The organism is Blautia caccae (genome assembly GCF_040095955.1).
GTDB lineage: Bacteria > Bacillota > Clostridia > Lachnospirales > Lachnospiraceae > Blautia > Blautia celeris.
In genome coordinates this window covers 89925-109775 of record NZ_JBBMFP010000018.1, presented here as the reverse complement: position 1 = coordinate 109775, position 19851 = coordinate 89925, and the positions used below count along the sequence as shown (strand labels likewise).

Genomic DNA, 19851 nt, shown 5'->3' with positions numbered 1-19851 from the left:
AATCGAATATTTATTGTGAGATTAAAGGAAAGCAGAGATTGAATTGGAGGAATGTAATTGAAAGAAAAATTATATAAATTATTTCTTGCCATAATGGTAAGCCTGTCCTTAACTTCAGGTCCCATAGCCCAAAATGAGATAGCTAAAATGCTTGAAGCTCTTTCGGGAACGAGCGATGCACAGGTCCGGGAATTGGATGAAGTAGGAAAAGAGTCCGAAGAAATAAAAAGAAGAAAATTCCAATACAAAATAATCTTCCGGTTTTTCCGTGGAAGATAAAGGAGAATCAGGTGAAGTCCAGGAACCAGGAAATTTTGGGTTCCCGGACTTTTTTATACACCATGACATTGGTATGCGATAAGCTTTTTTCATAAAGAGGTATATGATCATATGGGACGGTTCATCAGACAATCACATAAGTTGATAAAAAATGATAGAAATTTGATACAAAAGATATGTTTTATAAAGGCATGAATTGTTATACTTAAAACATGATGCAGGAGACAAAAAGTGTTATGATTTTTTTATAAGTATAAAAGCAAACATTTTAACTCAGGCATAAAATAATTTAAAGGAGAAGGCAGCCATGAAAATTAAATATTTAGGTACCGCAGCAGCAGAGGGAATCCCGGCCTTATTTTGCAATTGTCCGATATGTACATATGCAAGAGAACACCGGAAGAGAGAAGTGAGAACGAGATCCCAGGCATTGATTGATGATAAGCTGCTCATTGATTTTCCGGCAGACAGTTATAAACATGCATTGGAAAATGAAATAGATTTGTCGGCAATTTCACATCTTTTGATAACCCATTCACATGATGATCATTTTTATCCTATGGATTTATTCATGCGTCATCCGGAATATGGAAAGAAATGGGGAGCTGAGCAGCTTCATATTTATGGAAACAGTGCGGTGATCTGTCTTTTAAAGGAGATGGCAGAAAGATTTTCCGTTGAAGATATATGGGAATATATTGTTCCCCACGAAATTAAACCATTTGACGTTCTGGAAATAGAAAATTACAGGATCACAGTATTGCCTGCCAGGCATATGCAGACAGAAGAGGCGTTATTGTTTTTAATTGAAAAAGAAGATACAGCCTTTTTATATGGCAATGATACCGGAATTCCGGGCGAGGAATTTTGGAAGGGATTAAAAGGCAAAAAGTTAAATGGTGCCAGTATGGATTGCACGATGGGGAAGGAAAAATCAAAATACCATGGATATATGGGTTTTGGGGATATACTGGAAGTAAAGGAAAGAATGGAAAAAGAAGGGGCTGCCGATCAGGAGACTGCATGGATAGTGACACATTTTTCACATAATGGCGGCTGGACATATGAAAGGATGACAGAAGACCTGAAAGATACTGTATTTCAGGCGGCTTTTGATGGTATGTGTATAGAAATAGGTAAGTAAAGCCAGGGGATTTCAGACAGGAAGTCTCAGATTTTATTCTGAGGCTTTCTGTCTGTAATGAATCAGGAATTATTACGAAAATGATTCGGAGAAACGCCGTACTGGGATTTGAATGCTCTTGAAAAATTAAACGCGTTTTCATACCCTACATTTGCTGCGATTTGCTGAATGGAGAGATTGGGATTCTTCAAAAACTCCAGTGCATGTTCCATACGGACCATACGCAGATATTCCTGAAACGGCATATGGAATGTCTTATGAAAAGACTTGCTCAAATAGGAATAACTCATAAAGAAACGGTCAGCTAAAGCTGAAAGCGTCAGTTCTTCCATGTAATGCGTATCCACATAATTCTTTACCATATCCAAAGAATTGGAAGGCTCAGGATGCTGGGAAATTTGCTGTGAATACCTGATTAGTTTATTATGAAGGTAGTTTTCCAGACTCTCATAATCCGCAAAAGAAGAGAGAGGAGGACAGCGCTGGCTCAGTTCAAAATAGTTTAGTGTGGATAAGGCTGCACCCAGTACCTCGTTAAAGTAATGATAAAAAATGTTCAAATCTGGTATAGTGAGCTCTTCGATCTTTTTAAAAAAAGTAATGCGCTGTGCACTGTTGGCAATCAGGGAAGGTGTTTGGATAAACTGATTCATCATATGTTTAAGCTTTTGAGGAATACCCTGTTTTGCCATTGGCGTCATATCTGTAAAGAGATGTCCGTATCCCAGGGGAAGACGCAGACAAATATATTCCTGTGCCCTCTGAAAGTGCCGGGCAATACCGGAAATGTCGGAAGGAGACATCAGACACCCCACGCAGGAATCTTTGTTTGCATCAATAGTACCCAGAAGAAAATTTCTGAGGGATTCATAACTTTCGGCAGCGCAGATCATAACAATTTCAAACTGTGATAACGCATTGCATAAAACATGACCGATGGTATCATAAACCGCATTGATCTTATGATTCATTGCATCATAGGTCTGAGGGGAACAAAAAGCCAATATGGCAATACAGCAGTTATCTTCAATTCCTTCATTGGCAAGACCGTCAAGAAAAGATGCGGGAGGAGTGCCGTTAGCGGGAAGCTGTGTCAGCTTTTGCAAAAGGTTTTCCGAAAGATGAAAAAGATTTTCACGGAATTTGTGAGGTACATGAGGATAGCTTTGAAAAGCGGAGAAAGCTTTTGTGAGAACTTTGCACAGACTATCATTGAGAATCGGTTTTAGGAGATAGTCCATAGCCCCGTTTTGAAAAGCGCCTCTTACATAATCAAAATCATCATACCCACTGAGCACAATAAACTGAACGGGATGAAGTTTTTTGCTCAAAGCATGAATCAGACTGATACCATCCATGCCGTTCATTTTGATATCAGTAAATACAATCTGAGGTTTGTAAGTCCGGCAAATTTCCAGGGCATCTTCTCCGCTCAGGCAGGTTCGGATTTCGCCGGCTTCCGGAAAATTGAGCAGGCGAATCTTGTTATGCAGGCCCTCGCAGATATAATATTCGTCATCGACAATCAGGATATTGTACATAGTTCATTACTCCTCCTTTATTACGTCAGCCGGAATATGAATCATTATAGTAGTCCCATGGTGTTCCCGGCTTTCAATTGTAAGCTGAGCACGTTGGCTGTAAAAAAGTTTCAGTCGTCTATAGATGTTCTGCAGGCCGATAAAAGTACCGTTGGAAGAATCCAGTAAAGTTTCAGAAGGATGTTCCAGGCTGTATAATACCTCTGATAATCGGTCCGGTGACATGCCGTCTCCATCATCGCAAACCTTTATTTCCATAAAATCAGCCATTGGTTTAATGGAAATATGTATATGCAGCGAAGTGTTAGGCGATACCAATCCGTGCAGAATGGAATTTTCCAAAAGAGGCTGCAGTAAAAATTTAATAATCTGTATCTTTTGAACGGATTCAGGAACGTCCGTAGTCAAACGTAATTGATTAAAATAGCGGATATTGTACACGTTGATCAAAGAGACAGCGGTGCGAAGTTCAGATTCAATCGTCGCGTACAATCCATCATTTTTTATGTTGTATCGGAGGATCTGTCCAAAAGATGCAATGGATTCTGCAAGTATTTCCTGGCCATGCTGGGAAGCGTATCCGGAAAAAATACTCAGTGTGTTATAGATAAAATGCGGATTGATCTGATATTGCAGAGCTTTTAGCTGAGCCTGAGTCTGAGTGGTTTCTTTCTCTACGGTTTCCTGTATCAGGGAATTTATCTTATCCAGTAAAATATTGTATCTGTGGGCAATCATACCGATTTCATCAGAACGCGTTTCCGGAATCTTTTCTTTAAACCCATGGGCAATGATTGCATCCATCAGATTCAGATCGGTGTGAAGCTGATGAAAAGATTTTCGGATAAAAATTGTTAACAGTATAAACTGAAGTACAGCAAATGAGGCCAGTACCAGGGAAAGACTGAACACAGGGCGGTTACTGGAATAAAAAGTAAGCGGCTGCGTGTTCATGATCATAATGTCAAAATGCTCCATCATACAGCAGATGTATTGTTCTTTGCCGGAGTTTATGAAAAACGGAGCGGAATTTGCATCATCATTAAGAAGCTCCTCCAGGTTTTGGGGTGGTTCTGCCCCGTAACCTTTTTGCGAGTCCTGAAACCAGGCAAAATAATTTCCGTTTTGCGAAGGACGAAACAGAGTCGGAAATATTTTGGACGGGGAGCATTCAAAAACAATATATCCCATACAGGAACCCTGGTATTCTGTATTGATTTTTTGTATGACCAGGATGATATTTTTGTCTGCAGAACTTGTGGAGTATCCGCAGGTATCATGAAAAACTTCAGTTTGTTTCGTATCGAGATAAAAAAGGCCAAATTCACTTTCTGCTTCCTGAAACTGTTGAAAAAAATCCAGATTTACAAGCCGGTCTGCAGACCAGAAATAGCTGCCTTCCTCCTCCAGAGGAGTTGTTGTAAAAATGTTGGCTGTGTTGACACCCAGATTTCTGTATTTTAAAGAATATTTGATGGAAGCAATGATTTCGCCCAGATATTTTTCAGACCATACAGGAAATTTATTCAGCCCCATACGATAATGTTTTCCGAGATAATTATTCAGGGGTTGTGAGTAGGCAATATCTCTTGAAAGGTCTGAAATAGAAGTAAGAATATTATCCAGTGTTTTCGTTGTCTGTTCGATCGCTATGCCCTGTTCATGAATCAACTGTGTGTGTAATTCCCGTGTTTGTTTTTTATACAGATAGAAGGAAAAAAACAGTGTGGGAATCGTCAAAAAGAGCAGGGATAATATACATATTTTTTGAACCAGTGTTCGTTTGGTGAAAAGGCTCATAGGCACCTCCAATATATTGGAATAATGTAATAAATGATATAATTACTTCTAATATGTGGACATTATAACATAAGGCTTTTAATTTGTATGCATATCTATACCAAATGAACAAAAGAAGATATTCAATAGCAAAAGATGATATGTAGATTAAGAAAGAAAGATGCTATACTTCAAATATAAATTTTAGAATATAAACAATTGCAGTTGGATGTGCAAAAGCTAAGTCCAATTGCACAAAAAAGGCGCAGGCCAAAACAGCAGCTGGGGGAAAGATATATGTTGGAAACATCGGTTAATACAGACTATAACAATGACTTGCATGATTGGGCAAGTATGGAACATCAGATATGTTGTCTGGCGGAGGCGGGTTTTACGCATACACAGTGGATCCATGACTGGTCGGATGAATATATGTACAGTAAAAGTGAAATGCTTCAGGCAGGAGCAGTTCTGAAACATTACGGAGTAAAGGGACATTCTGTTCATGCAACGGAGGGGGGAAGCCGAAAAGATTACACAAACGTAAATGAGTATTTGCGGCTGGCGGGAGCAGACCTTTTAAAAAACAGGATTGATCTGTGTACGCATATTGGAGCAAATGTAATGGTTTTACATATGCAGCTTCCATTTCGGGAATTTGAGAAAAATAAAAGTAATATGAAAGATTATTACCGGCAGGTGTACCGTTCCTTCGATGAGATACAGGGCTATGCGAAAGCGGCGGGGGTAAAAATTGCACTGGAGAACCTTCTGCTGACGCCTATGAAGTACCAGATTGATAAGTATGATAGAATATTTGACAGGTATGATGATGATTTTATAGGATTGTGTTATGATTCCGGTCATGCCAGTATTATGAGCCAGGATAACTATTATGTATTCCTGGAAAAATATTATGACCGTCTCTATGCGACACACCTTCAGGATACAGATTCCATTGCACCCGAAAAGTTGAATGACGAGCGGGCGGTGGTGATGGCAGATGCTCACAGAGTACCATTTACCGGAGTGCTGGATTGGAATCAGATTGCCCGCTGGGTGGCAAAAGCTCCAATAGATCTTCCTGCGGATTTTGAGGTAGGGCTGAAATATGGAGAAGCATTTGAGTCCCATGAGGAAGAGATAAGTCTGCTGAAAGACTGTCATGAGAGAGCTCTCAGATTTCATCAAATGGTACTGGATGCAAAAGCTTCGGAAAGTGTTTGTGATTGATAAGAGAATTTGAAGGGACGGCGGGAACTGTATTAAAAAAGCAGTTTCTGCCGCCCTTTTGTTTTGTGTCAATCGGATATGAATTGTATAAAAATGCCATATGGTATGGAGCGGGTCCCACATATGCCTGTACGAGATGAACAAAAGAAGACATTCATTGGCAAATAAAGATATGTAAATTGAATAATGCGGATGCTACAATTCAGATATGAATTTGAGTATGAACAGAAAAGGGAAAGGAAAGTGAAAATATGCAGAAAGAGGGAAAAAGAAAAGTAAAAGTGCATTATTCACGGAAAGAGAATCTCACAGGGGTTATGTTTGTGGTGCCGGCGTTGATTCCGCTGCTTATCTTTTGGGTAATACCGGTAGTATGGTCCGGTGGGCTCAGCTTTACGGACTGGGATATGATGTCCGAAAATATCAACTTCATGGGTCTTAAGAATTTTGCCAGTCTGTTGAGGGACCCTAAATTTGGGGACGTACTGTGGAATACACTGGTTTTTGCAGTGGGGAGCACCGTTCCGACGATTGTCTTAGGTTTATTGGTAGCATTGCTGATGAATGGTGCAAGAAAAGGAACCGGGGTGTATCGTACCGTGATCTTCGCACCATATATCACACCCATGGTTGCAGTCAGTGTTGTATGGTCCTGGATCTTTGAACCACGTGTGGGAATTTTGAACTATATTCTGGGGCTCTTTGGACTTCCCGGCAGTCAGTGGACACAAAGCAGCAGTACAGCGATGCTCAGTGTTTTGATCGTGACTGTATGGAAGGGTATCGGTTGGACCATGATTTTTTATATGGAAGCGCTTCGGAAGGTTCCGCAGAGTCTGAAGGAGGCAGCAGCCATTGATGGCGCCAATGGATTTCAGCAGTTTTGGAAAGTTACGCTTCCAATGATATCTCCTACAACATTTTTCCTGGTTATCATGTCCAGTATCAGTTCGCTTCAGGCGTATGACCAGATTCAGGTACTGACACAAGGAGGTCCGGCAGGTTCCACCCGTACACTGCTGTATTATTACTATCAGGAAGCGTTCAGAAATTTTGAAACCGGAAAAGCCTCAGCGGTGGCAGTGGTACTGGTGCTTATAACTGTGGTTCTTTCCTGGGCTGAGACTGAAATTTCCAAGAAAACCGTATTCTATAACTAGGAGGTGACAACAGTGACGAGAAAAAAAGGAATAAAGAATAGTCTGGTTCATGTGGTTTTGGTTCTGACAAGTTTTTTAATTGCATTTCCATTTCTATGGATGTTTACCAATTCCATAAAGACGAAAAATGAAATCTGGGAAGTTCCGCCTAAGGTTTTTCCTTCAGTGGCTCAGTGGATCAACTACGGAGATGCGCTGGCAGATGGAACATTTTTTAAATATATGTGGAATAGTGCGTACACAGCAGTTATTATTACAGCAGTGATTTTAATTAATTCAGCAATGTTTGCCTATGCGCTGGTTCATATCCATTTCCGTGGAAAAAATATTTTGATCGCATTAATCATGATTACGTACATTATGCCGGCCAGTACAACCTATGTACCGTCTTATGTTATTTTATCAAAATTAGGATTAATGAATACCCACGCCGGCTATATTTTTTCCAGTTGTGCAAGTATTTTTAATATCTTTTTCTTAAGAACGGTATTTGCACAGATCAGTCCGGGTATTGTGGAAGCGGCACGTATTGACGGGGCAGGACATTGGAAGATTCTATGGAAGGTAGTTGCCCCCATGTCAGTTTCATCGTTTGTTACCCTGGGATTACTTTCCTTCCTGGGCAGTTATAACAGTTTTATGTGGCCTTCCTTATTGATTCACGATAAGGAAAAATACCTGGTAAGCATGGGCCTGCAGGCATTCTTCACATCGGAGGGTGCTTATGGATTGAAGTGGGGAACTATTATGGCAGCATGTTGTGTGATCGTATTTCCATTGTTGTTACTGTTCTTTTTCGGACAACGTTGGATTTTAAACGGAATTACCAGTGATGCTGCGGTAAAAGAATAAAAAAGTTAAGGAGAAAACGAAAATGAAAAAACGAACAATTGCACTGACACTGGCAATGCTGACAATGGTATCAGCAGTCGGATGCGGAAAGTCTGAATCCGGAAATACAGCAAAGGGCGGAAACGAAAGTGCATCAGGCCCGGTGGAAATTGAATTCTGGTACGGGCTGGGGGGAACTCTGGGTGAGACTATGGAAGAGATGATTGTTGCCTTTAATGAGTCACAGGATGAGGTTGTTGTGAAAGGTGTGGTTCAGTCAAGCTATGAGGAGACCAGTAAGATGCTGCAGGCGGCGATTGCATCCGGAGAGGTTCCGGCCTGTTATTTGGGCAGCCACATAGACTCCACTACGTTTGCGGAAAAAGGTGTATTGGAATATATGGATGATTATATTGCTGCAGATCCTGAGTTTGACAAAGATGACATTATAGAAGCTTTCATGGATTATTGCCGTGACAGTGAAGGCCATGTGTACAGCCTTCCGGTATGGGGAACTACACAGGTAGTTTACTACAGAAAAGATATGTTTGAAGAAGTGGGTCTGGATCCAGATGAAGTATTTGCTACCTGGCAGAATGTTGCTGATGCAGCACGTACGCTGCAGGAACATTATAAAACAGAGGAACCCAATTTCTTCGGATTTGAGCCAATGTCCGGACCTGACTGTCTGGTTGACATTGCATGCAGTAATGCAGGAACCATTGTAAGTGAGGACGAGAAAACCGTTACCTTTAACAGTGACGCATTTGTGGAAGCAATGGAATCTGCCCGCAAATGGATCAATGAAGAGAAAATCATGGGAATCCACTTTGGCGGAGACGGCTGGGAATATTGGTATAAGACCATTGATGATGTAATGCAGGGAAGGGCCGGAGGATATATAGGTTCCAGCGGTGACCAGGGAGATCTGGATTTTAATATTATTGCGGCACATGTGCAGCCCGGATTTAACGACAACCCGCCAAAACCTTATGTAGACCCCATTACAGCGGCTATTGTGAAGAAAGCACCGGATGTTGAAAAACAGGCAGCTTTTAAATTCCTCACCTATCTTAATAAAGTGGGAACAAAAAACTTCTCTATGAGTGCAGGATATGTACCGGTACGCAGCTCAGTTAAAGAAGATGAAGAATATAAAGCATATTTGGAAAAGAATCCACAGGCACTTGTGCCGATCGAACAGGCTGAACTTGGACGCAGAAAGTGGCATGATATTACCGGTGGTGATGTAATGACCGCATTGTCAGATGCATGTGACCTGATCGAGATTGAAAATGTACCGGCAAAAGAAGCGCTGGATGACGCGGCAGTCATTGCACAGCAGGCATTGGATGAATACTGGGCAAATCAGGAATAAATAAAAATTATGAAAAATGCAGGAAAAAACAGTGCAGCAGCATTGGGTATGGTATGTTGGATCGTATATTTTTCTATCTATCTTGGACGTTTGAATTTTTCTGCAAGTATGGGTGATATGACTCAGACAGGATTGTGGGGGAAAACAGAGCTGGGAAGTGTTGCGGCGGCATTTTATCTGGCATACGGACTGGCTCAGATTCCCTGCGGCATTCTGGGAGACAAAATCTCGCCTAAGAAACTGGTTTCCATTGGTCTGATTGGGACTACAGCGGCCAATTTATTATTTCCGTTTGTTGACAGTGTTACAGGAATGCAGATTCTGTGGTTTCTAAATGGTGTATCCCAGGCCATGATCTGGCCGCCGGTGGTAAAGATGGTGATAAATCTGACTTACGGACAGCAGTCGGTAAATATTATCTTAATGTTGTCATTTACAGCTCCGGCGGGAATGCTGGCGGCATATCTTCTGGATGCAGTTATGCTAAAGGCAGCAAACTGGAGATACTGTTTCTGGAGTGCCGGGATCTGGCTTGCTGCAGTTGTTCTGTTGTGGCAGATTGCAATTCCGATCATTGAGAAAAAAATTGAAAAAGTTCAGAAGCCAATTCAGAATACACAGCCCGGCAAAAGGCAGGTAAATAAAAAGAAAATATCTCTGGCAGCTTCCGGGGTTTTGTGGATGCTTGCTGCTACGTTTATCCATGGCGTATTAAAAGATGGACTGACAACCTGGATACCTACTTATCTGATAGAAAGATTTACCATCAGTTCGTCATTATCGGTTATTATTTCTATGGTGATTCCCATAGTGAATCTGTCCGGTGTCTATATGGCAGGATATGGGAACCGGACGCTTTTTAAGAATGAAACCAAGACCGGAGCAGTTTTCTTTGGGGTTTCTGTTGTATGTATTGCTTTGATGATGACAGGACTTTCCCTTCCGGGAAGTATGGTGGTATTTGCAGTGGTTACCAGTATGATGACAGGAGTAAATACATTGTTTGTCAGTTTACTGCCCATGCATTTCCGTGGTGAAGGTAAAGTATCTACCGCAACCGGGGTTTTAAATGCCATTACCCACCTGGGAAGTGCAGCTGCCAGTATCCTGTTCGGCGTGCTGACAGAAAAGTTTGGTTGGGGCGGAACAGAATTTGCCTGGTGTCTGTGTGGAATTGCCGGGATGTTCTGCTGTATAATCCCTATAAAACGCTGGGGGATAAACAGAAAGAATATTTATACGGAATACTGATAACAGTCCGATTAAAATTATGAGGATTCAGGAATAAAAAATTAAGGTGTACAGATCTGTGATAAAAATCTGTACACCTTTTTATCGGTGCAAGAGAGGAATGGAAAAAGCCACATAATACGGAGATAAATATTAAAATTTACACATAAAATTCACAGAAACACAAGACAAAAAGGAAGTTTTTGTTTAAAGTATAAATAAAAGAGTTGAGATAAACGAAATTCTATAAGGAGGAACAACAGATGTTTTTGACACTGGACAAGTTTGAAAGAAGAGTAAGCGAACTGGGCCGGCGCAGATACTTTAGCCATCAGTGCATCGCGCCGTTCATATCTATGGAGGGAAATCTTCCAAAAGACGAGAGCTATTGCGGGCTGCCGGAGAAAATAGAGGGGCCGGAGTTCGGAATCAACGATTCCTTTGTGGGAAGAGACCGTTATCTGTGGATCGAAAAAGAAGTGAAATTGCCGGAAGCAAAAGAAGGCTGTGAAGTAGTTGGTTTATTTGACTTTGGTGAGACCGGAGGCGGATACAACAGCGGATTTGAGTCCCTGCTGTATGTGGATGGACATCCTTATCAGGGTGTGGACACCAACCACAATGAAGTTATTTTCCGGGGGGAGGAGGGAAAAGCGGTACGTCTCACATTCCTTCTCTGGACCGGATTGGAAGGGGGCGGCGCGCACCGCACCTTTTTCCATCAGTGTAAACAGGCGGATGTGGCGTATCTGCATAAGACCACAGATGAGCTGTATTATTTTGCAAAAGCCATCACCGGTACACTCCGGCTGATGCCGGAGGACAACGAGCAGTATGTGAAGCTGAAAGCCGCTCTGGACCGGGTGCTTCAGTTTATCAACTGGGATGAGGAATATTTCTATGAGACAGTGGAGACAGCCTATGAGGTTCTGATGACTGAGCTTGACCAGATGGAGAAACATACGGATGTGACAGTCAGCGTAGTAGGACATACCCATATTGACGTGGCATGGCTGTGGCGTCTGAAGCACACCAGAGAGAAAGCACAGCGATCTTTTTCTACTGTGCTTCGCCTGATGGAACTGTATGATGAGTTTATTTTCCTTCAGACCCAGCCTCAGCTTTACAAATATATCAAAGAGGACTGCCCGGAACTGTATGCCAAGATCAAAGAAAAAGTGGCGGAAGGCAAATGGGAACCCGACGGCGGCATGTGGGTGGAAGCTGACTGTAACATTTCCTCCGGTGAAGCACTGGTGCGCCAGTTCCTCCACGGGACCCGCTTTATGGAAAAGGAGTTTGGAAAAAAATGTGAGTATCTGTGGCTGCCTGACGTATTCGGTTACAGCTGGGCGCTGCCTCAGATTCTGAAACAGTGTGAGATAGATACATTTATGACTACCAAGATCAGTTGGAACCAGTTTAACAGTATTCCTGATGACTTGTTCCGATGGAGGGGGATTGACGGCAGCGAGGTGCTGACTTACTTTGTAAATACTCCCAGTGAGGGACAGGACTCAGACACCAGATATGCCACATATAACGGAATGGTGACACCTCATGCAGTGATCGGAAGCTGGAAGAAATTTAAGAACAAGGAACTGAGCAGCGAGACGCTGATCTCCTATGGTTACGGCGACGGAGGCGGCAGTGTTACCAGGGATATGCTGGAACTAAGAAGAGCCATGGACGTGATTCCTGGTCTGCCGAAAGTAAAGGCTGTACAGGCGAAAGATTTCTTCCGCAGGATGCATGAGAATGTGGACAAAACGGATCGCTACGTCCACACCTGGGATGGCGAACTGTATCTGGAATACCACAGAGGAACGTATACATCCCAGGCATACAATAAGAAAACAAACCGCCGTCTGGAAAACAAACTGGCCCGGACAGAATGGCTGTCCTCTCTGTCTTACATCCTGGGCGGAAATTACGCACAGCAGGAACTGAATAAAAGCTGGGAGTGCGTGCTGCTTCACCAGTTCCATGATATTATCCCGGGCTCTTCCATCCATGAAGTTTATGAGGACTCCCATGTCAACTATGGTATCGCGGAAGAGAGGGCAGACCGGATAACAGATGATGTGCTTAAAATTGTTACAAAACCGGAAGCGCATATGTACAGCGTATATACCACCAATAGCTTTGGCGGAAAAGAGCTGGTTCTGATTCCGGAAGAAGGGACAGGAAGATTTGTGGATGAAAAGGGACAAAAGCTGGAAGCCCAGAAGACTGCGGGCGGATACGAAGTTCTGGTAGAAGCGGAACCTTTTGGGGCGGCTGCCGTGAAGTTTGAGCCTGCCGAAGATGTGCATTTTGAAGCGGAAGATACTTCCGGCGACAGCTTTTCACTTGACGGAAATACACTGGAAACCCCAATCTACACCATTTCCTGGAATGAGGACGGACAGTTGACCGAGATTTTCGATAAAGAGGCGGACAGGTCTGTGCTGAAAGAGGGCCAGCCCGGAAATGTACTGGAAATCTATGAGGATAAGCCCATTAATTACGATGCCTGGGATATTGATATTTTCTATACTCAGAAAAAAGAAACAGCAAAGCTGGCAGAAGCTGTAGAACTGGTGGAAAAGGGAGAGTTAAAAGCAGTGGTACGCTTTGTATTTAAGTACCACAAGTCCACCATCCGGCAGGATATGACAGTGTATAAAGATTCCCGAAGAATTGATTTTGTCACTCAGGCAGACTGGCAGGAGACCCAGAGACTGCTGAAAACTGCATTTTACACCAATATCCGTTCCACAAAGGCAGTCTATGATATCCAGTTCGGACATGCGGAGCGCCCCACCCACTGGAACACCAGCTGGGACTGGGCAAGATACGAAGTCTGCGGACATAAATGGGCAGACCTTTCAGAAAACGGATATGGTGTCAGCCTGTTGAATGATTGTAAATATGGATACAGCATCAAAGACAATGCTGTAAAGCTAAGCCTGTTGAAGAGCGCAGTTTATCCGGACACCACGGCGGATAAGGGGGTGCATGAATTTATTTATTCTCTGTATCCCCATATTGGAAATGTGACAGAAGGCGGGACCATCGAAGCTGCCAACCAGCTGAACCTGCCTGCACAGGTTGTTTCCGGTGTATTTACGGACCGGAGAAAGCTTGTGGAAGTGTCTTCGGACTGTGTGCAGATTGATGCAGTGAAGAAGGCGGAGGAGGAAGACTGCCTGATCGTAAGGCTGCATGAGTGCAGGGGCGGAAGAAGAAAAGTGACCCTTACTTCCCAGTTTGATGTAAAACGTATCGTGCCCTGTAATTTACTGGAACATGACAGCGGAGAGGCAGTGGAAGGCTCCAAAGTATCCTTTGAGGTTACGCCGTTTATGATCAAGACCTTTAAACTGTATCTGTAAAAGTGGAGAAAAAGGATTGTGAAAAACAATATATCTAACTATGAAAAGATGAAAAAACATATGGCAGGCGTATTTTTGCAGTATGATCAGGAGAAAATGATTCAAAAGTTCGCACTGGAACATGACAAAAATTATATTTATATTCCGTTTGTCGGGAGAAGATACCGCATTGACCGTTTGGACGGAACTGTAAGTTGGTCGAAAGACTTTTTCCAGACTGAAGAAAAGGCAGATTATAATGAAGTCATGACCATATATGATGTGCTTTGTTATTCCAAGGAGAATTGTCATCTCGCGGATGAATGGGTAAATGTAGGAAGTCTCGCTTCTGTTCAAGGCGGTACCTTAGCCAAAGGAAATGATTTCTTTCAAAATGCAGGGCAGTATTTTGACGGAAAAACAAATAAACTGGCCTGTGCCTGTGTGAGCCTTGGGGGAAGAAAAATAAAAAAAGGAGATGTAGGTTATGAACTTGAGCTGTTTCCTTTTCTTCCCCTGTCCTTGTGTTTCTGGGAATCTGATGAGGACTTTCCCGCCAGTCTGCAGATTCTGACAGATAAGAACATTCTTGATTATATGCATTACGAAACGCTGATGTTTGCGATCACACATATACTCAATCGCTTGAAAGAAGAGTGTGAGGAAGGTTGAATATTTGATCATCCTGGCTCCATAAGATTTTATATGCACTTCATGGTCGAGTACGGCCATTGAAATATATAGGAAAAGTGGCATAAACACTGGGTTTATGTCATTTTTCTTTTTACCATGGAAACTATATTAAATATCTTGCCCTTCTCGGCATAAATGTCTATAATATTCATCAAAGCCCCCCAAAACACTACAAAATACAAAGGAAATCAACAAAATGCCCATACAAAAAAAGTTCCATAAAATATCCTGGACAAGACGTATGATCATAGCCCTGATCGTTGCCACCGTCATGCCTGCAGTCATTATTTCCTCTATAATTTTTAATGTGGCGGCAAAGAATCTTGAAAAACAGGCCTACGAGCTGACTGATTATAAGATCACCCAGCGTGTCCGTTTTCTTGAACTGGACCTGCGGCAGGTGTTTGATCTGATTTACCAGACAGTAGTGGACCCTGCGGTGGCAGGAGCCATGGACAGCCTCAACCGTGGCAGAGAGCCGGTGGAGAGCAAAACAACCCTGCGCAGTAAGTTCATATCCTATGGCCAGATGCTGGAGGCAGTCCAGAGTATGACATACATAGATAACCAGGGAGAAAACTACTATACCTACGAGAAATTCAACAGTGTCTATGACAATAATATGTGGTCTGACAAAAAGCGGCGTCTGGGACTGTGCAGTCAGACAAAAGAATCGGAATCAGCCGTATTTTTGCCCACAATCCAGGAAGAACTTGCCGGGGGCAGGCAGATCGATCTGTTTTATATAGCCATACCTGTTCAGGATTATGTTGCTGACAGTAATGTGGGAGTGCTTGTCATGGGAATCGGCATGGAATTTTTTCAGAACCTGGATACCGGCGATGATGAAGAGTCCCAGTGGAACGATATGGTGGAAGTTATAGACCCCCGGGGAAGAATCATATATTCCCAGGAGAAAGACAGAATAGGAAAAATATCGGAAGGCATTGATAAATCAGACAAGAACCAGTTGATAAAGGAAAATCAGATTGAAAAATCAAACTGGACACTGCGGTCTTATGTAAACCTTAAAGAAATAAAACAAAATCTATACGGTTTCCGGCAGGTGACTATATTGATTGGTATTATTTTCATTGTACCGTTTGTCGCAGTGGTCTGGGCACTGAGCAAATACTTTACAAGGAATCTCAGCATGCTCTCCATGAACCTGAAGAAAATAGGGGAAGGGCAGGTGGGTATGCAGCTTGATGCCACCATTGAAGATGAGTTTTATCCCGTCATACAGCAATTTAACCAGATGTCAAAAAGTATTGAACGCCTGATAAAGCGGTTGAAACGGGAGCGCGCCCAGACAGAGGAGGCGGTGACGAGGCAGAAACAGGCAGAACTTCGCGCCCTGGAATCCCAGATCAACCCACATTTTCTCTATAATACCCTGGACAGTATTAACTGGAGGGCTATTGAAAATGAGGAATATGAAATCAGTGAGATGATTTCCTGCCTTGCGGACCTGCTTAGATACAGTATTACGGATATAGACGGGATGGTGCAGGTGAGAGAAGAAAAACAATGGCTGAACAAGTATCTTTTTCTGCAGCAGAAACGTTTTTCGGATAAATTCACCTTTATCATCCGTATACCCGAGGAGGCGGAAGATATCCTGATACATAAAATGCTGCTGCAGCCTATTATTGAAAATTGTGTGGTGCATGGCATTAATGAAATGAAAAAAGATGGAAAGATCACAGTTGAAGCAACCATGGAGGAGGGGAATCGGCTGCGGTTTGTTATTAAGGATAATGGAAAGGGAATAGGGGAAACGACGCTGGCAAGGCTTAACCGTAAGGACAGCAAAGGGGATATCGGCACGGATAATGTACGGGCAAGACTGGAGAGCTATTACGGGGGAGATGCGTTCATACGTTACTATAGTTCAAAGACGTCAGGAACAGTGGTAACTGTGGAAATACCTTATGGAGATGAAGTATATGCTAAAAGTAGTGATTGTGGAGGATGAATATATGGCCCAGACAGGACTGGGGCATCTGATTGAGAAGATCAATCCGGAATATCATATTGCAGGTTATGCAGATAACGGCTGTGACGGAATGGTCTTGGTTAAAGAGGTGAAACCTGACATCGTTATCACGGATATTAAGATGCCCAGGATGAATGGACTGGAAATGATTGAAAGCCTGAGGAAGATTCATATGGACTGTCTGTTCGTGATCCTGAGCGGTTATGCAGAATTTTCCTATGCGCAGCAGGGCATTTCTCTGGGTGTGACGGATTATCTGTTGAAGCCGGTGACTGTGCAGAAGATCAAAGATTTGATGGAGCGGCTGGAGAAAAAACTGAAGCCTGCCTGCCGGGAGACAAAAAAGGAGGCGGCGGTTTATTCTCTTCTTGTCACAAAGGTGATTGGATATATACATGAACACTATCAGGATAAACTGACACTGGATGATCTGGCAGAGAAGTATAAGGTAACGCCGGAATATTTAAGCCGTATGTTTTCCAGGGAGGTTGGCCGTCCTTTTGTCAATTATCTGAAAGAGTACAGGATTGGCAAGGCCAAGGAAATGCTGCAGAAGGGAAACAGGAAAATTTATGAGATTGCTTTTGAAGCGGGATATTCGGATGTGAAATATTTCTGCAGGGTATTTAAAGAGGTTACGGGCGTATCCCCGAAAAAATATCTTCAATATGGTGAAAACGGAGACAAAACAGAATAATTTGAAATTGGATAAAGTGACCGGATATACATGGCAGGACGTGTATATTTGGTCATTTTTTTGTGCAAAAGAATCCACTTTTGTTAAAATCGTATAATTTTGCCTGAAAATGAAAACTGATATAATAAAATCATCTTAAAGAGAGCAGTAAAAATACCGGTATTTCAAAAAGTCAACAAGTTGTAACAAAAATACAGATTATTGGAGGAAAGAAATGAAAAAAAGATTTTTGGCGATGGCACTGACAGGAATAATGACAGCAGGTCTGCTGGCAGGCTGCGGAAGTTCAGGTGGTACTCAGGCGGACACAGCAAAAGACGCAAAGGATGAAAAAACAGCAGATACAGGAAAAGATTCTGACGGCGGGGGAAAAACGGAGGTTGTACTGTGGCATAGTATGGTATCTCCTGAGGTAGAGCCGTTCCAGGAGATGATAGATAATTTTAATGCACAGAGCGAAAAGGCAACTGTTGTGACAGAATGGGTTGCCAGGGATGAGCAGACAAAGCAGCTCACGATTGGCAATATGGCAGGTGAACTGCCGGATATGGTATTTGTGGACAACCCGGAAGTGATCAATTATGGAGAGATGGGGGTATTTCAGGATATCAAGAAACAGTTTGATGGATGGGATGAAAACCAGTTCCTGGACAGTATCACAAACTCCTGTGTATATGAAGGCAAAATGTACGGCGTTCCTTATATCGGCAACAATCTTGCCCTGTTTTATGATAAGGATATGCTGGCTGCCGCAGGCGTGGAAGCGCCGACTACCTGGGATGAACTGGTGGATGCAGCCCAAAAGACTACAAAAGATGGTGTCTACGGCCTGGGATTTTCAGCGATCAAAAATGCGGAGTGTACATTCCAGTTTATGCCGTTCCTCTGGTCAGCAGAGGGGGACTGGACGGATATGGGATCGGATGACAGCATAAAGGCCATGACTTATTACTCTGATTTCGTGAAAAACGGATTGGCCAATAAAGAAGTTTTAAACTGGTCACAGGCTGACGTGTGCAAACAATTTGCCTCCGGCAACTGTGCAATGATGGTAAACGGATCCTGGAACGTGGGGACACTCAGAAATGATGCGCCGGATAAGAACTGGGGAGTTGTACCCATTCCGCAGGACAAAGTACCTGCATCCTGTCTGGGAGGTGAAGCTCTTTGTATCACAAAAAATGCCGATGCTGACGCCTGCTTTGAGTTTATTGAATATCTTTGCGGAAAGGAAATTTCTGCTCCGTACGCAAAGAGCGTAGCAAAATTCTCTCCCCGTTCTGATGTGGATATTGATAAAGAGTTTGCAGATGATCCGGAGATGAAGGTATTTGCTGAACAGATGGAAAATACAAAACCACGCGGGCCCTATCCAAAATGGACAGAGGTGGACAATGTTATCATTGAAGCCTGCCAGAGTGCGCTGACAGAGGCAAAGACACCGGAACAGGCATGCAAGGATGCCGCCGCAGCGATTGCGGATATTGAGGAATCGTTAAAAAAATAAAATGTTGCATTTGCCGGTCACAGGCAACTGACATTACCAGGAGTCTGCCGGGTTTTTCGGTCTTAAGAAATCCCGGCAGACTTTTTGACTCTAAATACCCTGAAAAGGAGCAGACATTATGGGCAGTAAATATTCCAGAAACAGCAGGCGGGAAATACGAAACGGATATGCATATATTATGCCGGCACTGATTTTCATGGTCGCCATGATCGGATTTCCCATTCTGTATAATTTTTATATCAGTTTTTTTGACATGACAGCACAAAGCGTAGGTATGGGCCATGCGGAATTCATCGGACTTAAGAACTATGAAGCGATTTTCAGTGACCCGACCATGTGGAAGGCTATTAAAAATACATTTTTCTATACGATTTTTTGTATTGTATTTCAGTTTATAATCGGATTTGCTTTTGCAATGTTTTTCAGCAAAAAATTTAAGGCCGCAAGGTATCTGAAGGGCCTTATGGTAATCAGCTATATGCTTCCCATGACAGTGGTAGGACTTATGTTTAAGTTCATGCTGAGCCCTACAAACGGTGTTATCAATGATATTCTTATGAATCTGCATCTTGTGAAAGCGCCCGTGGAATGGCTGCTGAACGAGAAAACAGTTATTTGGGGGCTTATCATAGCCAATACCTGGGTGGGAATTCCTTTTAATATGCTTCTGTTATCAACCGGTCTTGACAATGTCCCCCAGGACGTCTACGAGAGTGCATCTATTGACGGGGCAAATTCCGTACAGAGGTTTTTCTATATTACTGTGCCCATGATCAAGCAGTCTATTCTTTCTGTTTTGATATTGGGATTTGTATATACGTTTAAAGTCTTTGATTTGGTCTATGTAACTACAGGAGGTGGGCCGGTGGATGCCTCAGAGGTTCTTTCCACTTACTCGTACCGTCTTTCCTTTAAGACTTATTATTTCGGACAGGGGGCGGCTGTGGCAAATGTACTGTTCCTCTGTCTGTTTGTGGTGGCATTGGTATATTTGAAATTGATCGGAAAAGATGAGGTGAGTTGA

At 42.7% G+C, this 19851-nt stretch carries 15 protein-coding genes; 13 read left to right on the top strand and 2 right to left on the bottom strand.

The genetic code is table 11. The features are described 5' to 3' along the window. Positions 1–57: 57 nt before the first annotated feature. Together WMO65_RS18420 and WMO65_RS18415 are read left to right on the top strand one after the other, a co-directional pair. A complete protein-coding gene (locus WMO65_RS18420) occupies positions 58–279 on the top strand; it encodes a hypothetical protein (RefSeq protein ID WP_118743370.1) in 222 nt (73 codons plus the stop codon). A gap of 307 nt (positions 280–586) precedes the next feature. After that, entirely contained in the window at positions 587–1423 is an 837-nt protein-coding gene (locus WMO65_RS18415) for an MBL fold metallo-hydrolase (protein ID WP_494337600.1), read from the top strand. 62 nt (positions 1424–1485) lie between these two features. On the opposite strand, the gene WMO65_RS18410 is transcribed toward WMO65_RS18415, so the two are convergent. Together WMO65_RS18410 and WMO65_RS18405 are read right to left on the bottom strand one after the other, a co-directional pair. Next, the gene (locus WMO65_RS18410; protein WP_148392506.1) at positions 1486–2964 is read right to left on the bottom strand and encodes a helix-turn-helix domain-containing protein; all 1479 of its coding nucleotides are present in this window, start codon (positions 2962–2964) and stop codon (positions 1486–1488) included. Between the two features lie 6 nt (positions 2965–2970). Beyond that, complete coding sequence (locus WMO65_RS18405) at positions 2971–4764, bottom strand: sensor histidine kinase (protein ID WP_033139142.1); 1794 nt, start codon at positions 4762–4764, stop codon at positions 2971–2973. 276 nt (positions 4765–5040) lie between these two features. On the opposite strand from WMO65_RS18405, the gene WMO65_RS18400 reads away from it, so the two are divergent. The 11 genes from WMO65_RS18400 (at position 5041) to WMO65_RS18350 (ending at position 19851) form a co-directional block, all read left to right on the top strand. Then, a complete protein-coding gene (locus WMO65_RS18400; protein WP_148392505.1) occupies positions 5041–5976 on the top strand; it encodes a sugar phosphate isomerase/epimerase family protein in 936 nt (311 codons plus the stop codon). Between the two features lie 251 nt (positions 5977–6227). Next, on the top strand, positions 6228–7136 hold the full coding sequence (locus WMO65_RS18395; protein ID WP_052098771.1) for a carbohydrate ABC transporter permease: 909 nt from the start codon (positions 6228–6230) through the stop codon (positions 7134–7136). 12 nt (positions 7137–7148) lie between these two features. Then, positions 7149–7988: a carbohydrate ABC transporter permease gene (locus WMO65_RS18390; protein ID WP_207708207.1), complete on the top strand. Its 840-nt coding sequence runs from the start codon at positions 7149–7151 to the stop codon at positions 7986–7988. A 22-nt stretch (positions 7989–8010) separates the two neighbouring features. Next, the gene (locus WMO65_RS18385) at positions 8011–9345 is read left to right on the top strand and encodes an ABC transporter substrate-binding protein (RefSeq protein ID WP_148392504.1); all 1335 of its coding nucleotides are present in this window, start codon (positions 8011–8013) and stop codon (positions 9343–9345) included. Between the two features lie 9 nt (positions 9346–9354). Then, positions 9355–10596 (top strand): MFS transporter, encoded by a 1242-nt coding sequence (locus tag WMO65_RS18380; protein ID WP_148392503.1) that lies wholly within the window; start codon positions 9355–9357, stop codon positions 10594–10596. Between the two features lie 242 nt (positions 10597–10838). Next, the gene (locus WMO65_RS18375) at positions 10839–13952 is read left to right on the top strand and encodes an alpha-mannosidase (protein ID WP_148392502.1); all 3114 of its coding nucleotides are present in this window, start codon (positions 10839–10841) and stop codon (positions 13950–13952) included. Between the two features lie 18 nt (positions 13953–13970). Continuing rightward, entirely contained in the window at positions 13971–14603 is a 633-nt protein-coding gene (locus WMO65_RS18370) for a DUF3786 domain-containing protein (RefSeq protein WP_148392501.1), read from the top strand. Between the two features lie 217 nt (positions 14604–14820). Then, on the top strand, positions 14821–16602 hold the full coding sequence (locus WMO65_RS18365; RefSeq protein WP_148392500.1) for a sensor histidine kinase: 1782 nt from the start codon (positions 14821–14823) through the stop codon (positions 16600–16602). Next, positions 16574–17320, top strand: coding sequence for a response regulator transcription factor (locus tag WMO65_RS18360; RefSeq protein ID WP_187370579.1), 747 nt, complete (start codon positions 16574–16576; stop codon positions 17318–17320). Before WMO65_RS18365 ends, WMO65_RS18360 begins: the two co-directional genes overlap by 29 nt. A gap of 214 nt (positions 17321–17534) precedes the next feature. Continuing rightward, on the top strand, positions 17535–18827 hold the full coding sequence (locus tag WMO65_RS18355) for a sugar ABC transporter substrate-binding protein (RefSeq protein WP_148392498.1): 1293 nt from the start codon (positions 17535–17537) through the stop codon (positions 18825–18827). Positions 18828–18945: 118 nt separating this feature from the next. Next, the gene (locus WMO65_RS18350; RefSeq protein ID WP_033139129.1) at positions 18946–19851 is read left to right on the top strand and encodes a carbohydrate ABC transporter permease; all 906 of its coding nucleotides are present in this window, start codon (positions 18946–18948) and stop codon (positions 19849–19851) included.